This is a genomic window from Noviherbaspirillum sp. (assembly GCF_035627455.1).
Classification (GTDB): domain Bacteria; phylum Pseudomonadota; class Gammaproteobacteria; order Burkholderiales; family Burkholderiaceae_D; genus Noviherbaspirillum.
In genome coordinates, this window is sequence record NZ_DASPLS010000058.1 from 1 (window position 1) to 4,663 (window position 4,663).

Genomic DNA, 4,663 nt, shown 5'->3' on the forward strand with positions numbered 1-4,663 from the left:
CAGTACGACGGCGTGGTCGAACAGCGCCCCGCGCTTGGCAGCGGCCGCGCGGCGAGCGCTGCCGATATCCGGCGCGCGTGGCGCCTCGTCGCGGGGACCTGCGCACTGTGGCTGGCCGTCGTGGCGGCATGCGCATTCATCATTGAAGGGATCATGCATGCTTGAGCACGGCGGCAACCTGCGCGACGCGGCCGCGCGTTTCAACCGGCCGCTCGCGGACTGGCTGGACCTGTCCACCGGCATCAATCCGCAGCCGTATCCGGCGCCGGCGCTGCAGCCGCTGGCATGGCACCGGCTGCCGGAGGCGAATCCGGCGCTTGCCCTTGCGGCGCAGGCTTATTACGGCGCGCCCTGCATGCTGCCGGTGGCCGGCACGCAGGCCGCGATCCAGGCGCTGCCGCGACTGCGCGCGCCTGCCCGGGTGATCGTCTCCGCGCCTTCCTATGCCGAGCATGCGCATTGCTGGCGGCAGGCCGGCCATGCGGTGCGGGAAGTGCCGTATGACCGGCTGGCGCAACATGTCGGCGAAGCCGAGGTCCTTGTCGTCTGCAATCCGAACAATCCCACCGGCGCATGCATTCCGCACGATGTCCTGCTCGCATGGGCCGAGGAACTCGGCGCGCGGGGCGGCTGGCTGGTGGTCGATGAAGCCTTCGGCGATACCGCGCCGGCGGCCAGCATTGCGCAGTTCACCGACAGGCCGGGGCTGGTCGTGTTGCGGTCAGTGGGGAAATTCTTCGGCCTGGCGGGCCTGCGGCTGGGCTTCGTCGCCGCGCAGGCGTCCTTCCTTGCGCGGCTGGCGGACTGGCTCGGACCATGGGCAGTCAGCGGGCCGGCGCAGGATATCGGCATCGCGGCACTGCAGGACCGCGCATGGCAACAGCGGACACGCGAGGCGCTGCAGCAGTCGGGAACCCGGCTGCACCGGATGTTGCGCGAGCATGGGATCGATGCCGCCGGCTGCGCGCTGTTTCAGTGGTGGCCCGAGGCACAGCCGGAGGCATTTCACCTGCACATGGCAGAGCACGGGGTGTGGGTGCGGCTGTTCGCCGACAAGGCAAGAGGCATCCGCCTCGGCCTGCCTCCCGACGAAGCCGGCTGGGAGCGCCTGCGGCACGCGCTGCATGCCTGGAAGGCGCGGCAATGACGCGCTGGCTGATGATCGCCGCCTGCCTGCTCGCTGCGCCCGCGCACGCCGCGATTTCCGTGCTCGACGACGACGGCGCAACCGTGGTGCTGCAGCAGCCGGCGCGCCGCATCGTTTCGCTCGCGCCGCATGTCACCGAACTGCTGTTTGCGGCTGGGGGCGGCGACCGCATCGTCGGCACCGTAAGGTTCAGCGACTATCCGGCGGCGGCGCGCAACATTCCGCGGGTGGGCGACAACCGCATGGTCGACATCGAGCGCCTCGTGGCGCTCAAGCCGGACCTGCTGGTGGTCTGGCGGCACAACGCCTCGGTGCGCCAGATGGACCAGTTGCGCAAGCTCGGCATTCCGCTGTTCTACAGCGAGCCGCGCCGGCTGGAGGATGTGGCGGACGCGATCCTGCGCCTCGGCCGCCTGACCGGCACGATGCCGCAGGCGCAGCAAAGCGCCGCGCAGCTGCGGCAGCAGCTCGACGGCCTGCAGGCGCGCTATCGCCACCGTCCGCTGGTGCGGGTGTTCTACCAGGTGTGGGACAAGCCGCTTTACACACTGAACGACCGGCATATCATCAATGATGCCATCCGTGTCTGCGGCGGCGAGAACGTGTTCGCTTCCTTGCCGCTGGTGGCGCCCAGCCTGAGCCCGGAAGCGGTGCTGCAGGAAAACCCGGAAGCCATCGTCAGCGCCGACCGGCAGGACCAGTCCACGAGCGGCGTGGAGATGTGGAAGCGCTACCCGTCGATGCTCGCGGTTCGCCGAGACAACCTGTTCGCGCTCGACGCCGACCTGTTCAACCGCTCGGGGCCGCGCATCGTCGCCGGCGCCGCGCAATTGTGCGAAAAGCTGGAGCTGGCCAGGAAACGCAGGGGAGAACGCCCATGAGCTATCATCGCATTGTCTGCCTCAGCACCGAGGCGGTGGAAACGCTGTATGCGCTCGGCGCGGAAGCGGCGATCGCCGGCATTTCCGGCTTCACCACCCGTCCGGCGCGTGCCCGCGCGGAAAAGCCCAGGGTCAGCGGCTTTTCGTCGTCGCGCATCGAGCGCATCCTCGCTGTGCGGCCCGACCTGGTGGTCGGGTTTTCCGACATGCAGGCGGATATCTGCCGCGACCTCGCCGCCGCCGGTATCGAAGTGCATCTGTTCAACCAGCGCGATATTGCCGGCATCCTGCGCATGGTGCATGTACTCGCGGCGCTGGTGGACAGGGCGGAGGCCGGACAGCGCCTGGTCGCCGGGCTGCAGGCGCAGGTCGATGCGGTGCGCGAACAGGGCCGGCAGTGGAGCGCGCGCCCGAGGGTTTACTTCGAGGAGTGGAACGACCCGCTGATCAGCGGCATCGGCTGGGTGTCGGAGCTGATCCACATCGCCGGCGGCGATGACGTGTTCTGGGAGCTGGCGGCCTGCGCGAGCGCGAAGGACCGCATCATCGCCGATCCGGCCGAAGTCGTCTGCCGGGCGCCTGATATCATCATCGGCTCCTGGTGCGGTAAGAAATTCCGGCCGGAGAGCGTCTGCAGCCGCCCCGGCTGGGATGCGATCCCGGCGGTACGCAACGGCATGGTGGCCGAGATCAAGTCGGCCGACATACTCTCACCCGGACCGGGCGCGATCACAGAGGGGCTGCCGCAGCTCGCCGCGTTGATCCGCCGCTGGCAGGAACGGCAGGCATGAGATTTCCCTATCCTACCCTGATGGTGCAGGGCACGACGTCGGACGCCGGCAAGAGCACGGTGGTGGCCGCGCTGTGCCGACTGCTGTATCGCGAGGGCGTGCGGGTCGCGCCGTTCAAGCCGCAGAACATGGCCCTCAACAGCGCGGTGACCGCGGACGGCGGCGAAATCGGGCGCGCGCAGGCGCTGCAGGCGGCGGCAGCGGGCGTTGCGCCGCATACCGACATGAACCCGGTGCTGCTCAAGCCCTCCAGCGATACCGGCGCGCAGGTGATCGTGCACGGCACGGTGCGCGCCGACATGAACGCGCGTGACTATCACCAGTACAAGACGGTCGCGATGCAGGCGGTGCTCGAATCCTATCGCCGGCTGTCGGATCGGTACGAGGCGGTGATCGTCGAGGGCGCCGGCAGTCCTGCGGAAATCAACCTGCGCGAGCGCGACATTGCCAACATGGGATTTGCCGAGGCGGTCGATTGCCCGGTCATCCTGGTCGCGGACATCGACCGCGGCGGGGTGTTCGCGCATATCGTCGGCACGCTCGCCTGCCTGTCCGCGAGCGAACGCCGGCGCATCGCCGGCTTCGTGATCAATCGCTTCCGCGGCGACATCGGCCTGCTGCAGCCCGGGCTGGATTGGCTGGAGCGGGAGACCGGCAAGCCGGTGCTGGCGGTGCTGCCCTACCTGCACGGCCTGTTCCTCGATGCGGAAGATGCGATCCAGCCCGCGCAGAATGCGAAAGGACCCTTCCGCGTCATCGTGCCGGCGCTGCCGCGCATCAGCAACCATACGGATTTCGATGCGCTGCGCGCGCATCCCGAGGTCGACCTGGAATTCGTCGGGCCGGGGTGCCCGGTGCCGCCGGCCGACCTGGTCGTCCTGCCCGGCAGCAAGAATACCCGCGCCGACCTCGCGTGGCTGCAGGCGCACGGCTGGCCGCAGGCGCTGCAGCGGCACCTGCGCTACGGCGGCAAGGTGATCGGCATTTGCGGCGGCTACCAGATGCTGGGCATGAGCGTCGCGGACCCGCACGGGGTGGAAGGCGCGCCGGGCACGTCGGCGGCGCTCGGCCTGCTCGAGATCGACACCGAGCTGGCGCGCGACAAGCGCCTGGCACAGGTTGAAGGCCGCTGCGCCTTTTCCGAGGACACGCCGGTGGCGGGCTATGAAATCCACATGGGCAGGTCGCAGGGCGCGGCCGCCGCCCGCCCGGCGTTCCTGATCGACGGCCGGCCGGAAGGCGCGCGTTCGGCTGACGACCAGGTGCTCGGCACTTACCTGCACGGCATCTTCGACACGCCGCAGGCATTGTCCGCGCTGCTGCGCTGGGCGGGACTGGAGAAGGAAACCGCGGTCGACCTGCGCGCGTTGCGCGAGCAAAGCATCGACCGCATTGCCGATTCGGCTAGGCCGCTGCTGGATGCGCTGCGGCGCTGCGGAACAGCTGGTTTTTTCTGACGGCATGCTATTCTTTTGCCATCCTGTCGCATTCATTCCGGGAGAGGAACCATGCCAGTCATCGTGATCGCCAATCCCAAGGGCGGGGTCGGCAAGAGCACCGTCGCCACCAACCTCGCGGGCTACTTCGCCAAGCAGGGACACAAGGTCATGCTCGGCGATGCCGACGTACAGCAATCCTCGCGCGCCTGGCTGGCGCTGCGCCCGGGCAGCCTGCCGCCGATTGCCGCCTGGGATATCGACGGACAGGTGGCGAAACCGCCGAAGGGCACCACCCACGTGGTCCTGGATACCCCGGCCGGCCTAGGCGGCGCGCGGCTGGACGAAGTGCTGCGCATTGCCGACAAGGTCGTCGTGCCGCTGCAGCCGTCGATGTTCGATATCCTT

The 4,663-nt window shown here is 68.8% G+C and carries 5 protein-coding genes; all 5 read left to right on the top strand.

Annotation, left to right across the window (positions count from 1 at the left end):
- Positions 1-157: 157 nt before the first annotated feature.
- Positions 158-1,147 (top strand): threonine-phosphate decarboxylase CobD, encoded by a 990-nt coding sequence (cobD, locus tag VEC01_RS10290; protein WP_324900724.1) that lies wholly within the window; start codon positions 158-160, stop codon positions 1,145-1,147.
- On the top strand, positions 1,144-2,028 hold the full coding sequence (locus tag VEC01_RS10295; RefSeq protein WP_324900725.1) for a cobalamin-binding protein: 885 nt from the start codon (positions 1,144-1,146) through the stop codon (positions 2,026-2,028). Before cobD ends, VEC01_RS10295 begins: the two co-directional genes overlap by 4 nt.
- Complete coding sequence (locus VEC01_RS10300) at positions 2,025-2,819, top strand: cobalamin-binding protein (RefSeq protein WP_324900726.1); 795 nt, start codon at positions 2,025-2,027, stop codon at positions 2,817-2,819. Before VEC01_RS10295 ends, VEC01_RS10300 begins: the two co-directional genes overlap by 4 nt.
- Positions 2,816-4,276, top strand: coding sequence for a cobyric acid synthase (locus VEC01_RS10305; protein ID WP_324900727.1), 1,461 nt, complete (start codon positions 2,816-2,818; stop codon positions 4,274-4,276). The genes VEC01_RS10300 and VEC01_RS10305 overlap by 4 nt, the downstream gene beginning before the upstream one ends.
- A gap of 51 nt (positions 4,277-4,327) precedes the next feature.
- A partial coding sequence (locus VEC01_RS10310) for a ParA family protein (protein WP_324900728.1) occupies positions 4,328-4,663 on the top strand: 336 nt, incomplete at its 3' end.

Coding starts and splice junctions, on each gene's coding strand:
- cobD (WP_324900724.1), top strand. CDS start 158: ATGCTTGAGCACGGCGGCAACCTGCGCGACGCGGCCGCGCGTTTCAAC.
- VEC01_RS10295 (WP_324900725.1), top strand. CDS start 1,144: ATGACGCGCTGGCTGATGATCGCCGCCTGCCTGCTCGCTGCGCCCGCG.
- VEC01_RS10300 (WP_324900726.1), top strand. CDS start 2,025: ATGAGCTATCATCGCATTGTCTGCCTCAGCACCGAGGCGGTGGAAACG.
- VEC01_RS10305 (WP_324900727.1), top strand. CDS start 2,816: ATGAGATTTCCCTATCCTACCCTGATGGTGCAGGGCACGACGTCGGAC.